Below are 405 nucleotides of genomic sequence, written 5' to 3' on the forward strand. Positions count from 1 at the left end.
CTACGAAGGCAGCTACGATGCGGTCCGTCGATATGCGAAGGGCTGGGCGAAGGAGCAAGGATCGGCAACGGCGGAAGCCTATGTGCCGCTGTTCTTCCCAGCCGGTGAAGCCTACCAGTTCGACTGGAGCCACGAGATTGTCCTGATCAACGGCGTGACGGTGACCGTGAAGGTCGCCCATGTCCGGCTCTGCCACAGCCGCATGATGTTCGTTAGGGCCTATCCGCGCGAGACGCAGGAGATGGTGTTCGACGCCCACGACCGCGCTTTTGCCTTCTTCGGGGGTGCCTGCACGCGCGGCATCTACGACAACATGAAAACGGCAGTGGAGACGGTGTTCGTCGGCAAGGACCGGCAATACAATCGCCGCTTCCTTCAGATGTGCAGCCACTATCCGGTGCAGCC

General features: G+C 61.2%; 1 protein-coding gene. It reads left to right on the forward strand.

What is annotated here, in order from left to right; translation table 11 throughout:
• The coding region (locus EOC94_RS33640) for a DDE-type integrase/transposase/recombinase (RefSeq protein ID WP_148128473.1) at positions 1 to 405 on the forward strand (405 nt) is incomplete at both ends.

The organism is Mesorhizobium sp. M6A.T.Ce.TU.016.01.1.1 (assembly GCF_003997065.1).
Taxonomy (GTDB): domain Bacteria; phylum Pseudomonadota; class Alphaproteobacteria; order Rhizobiales; family Rhizobiaceae; genus Mesorhizobium; species Mesorhizobium mediterraneum.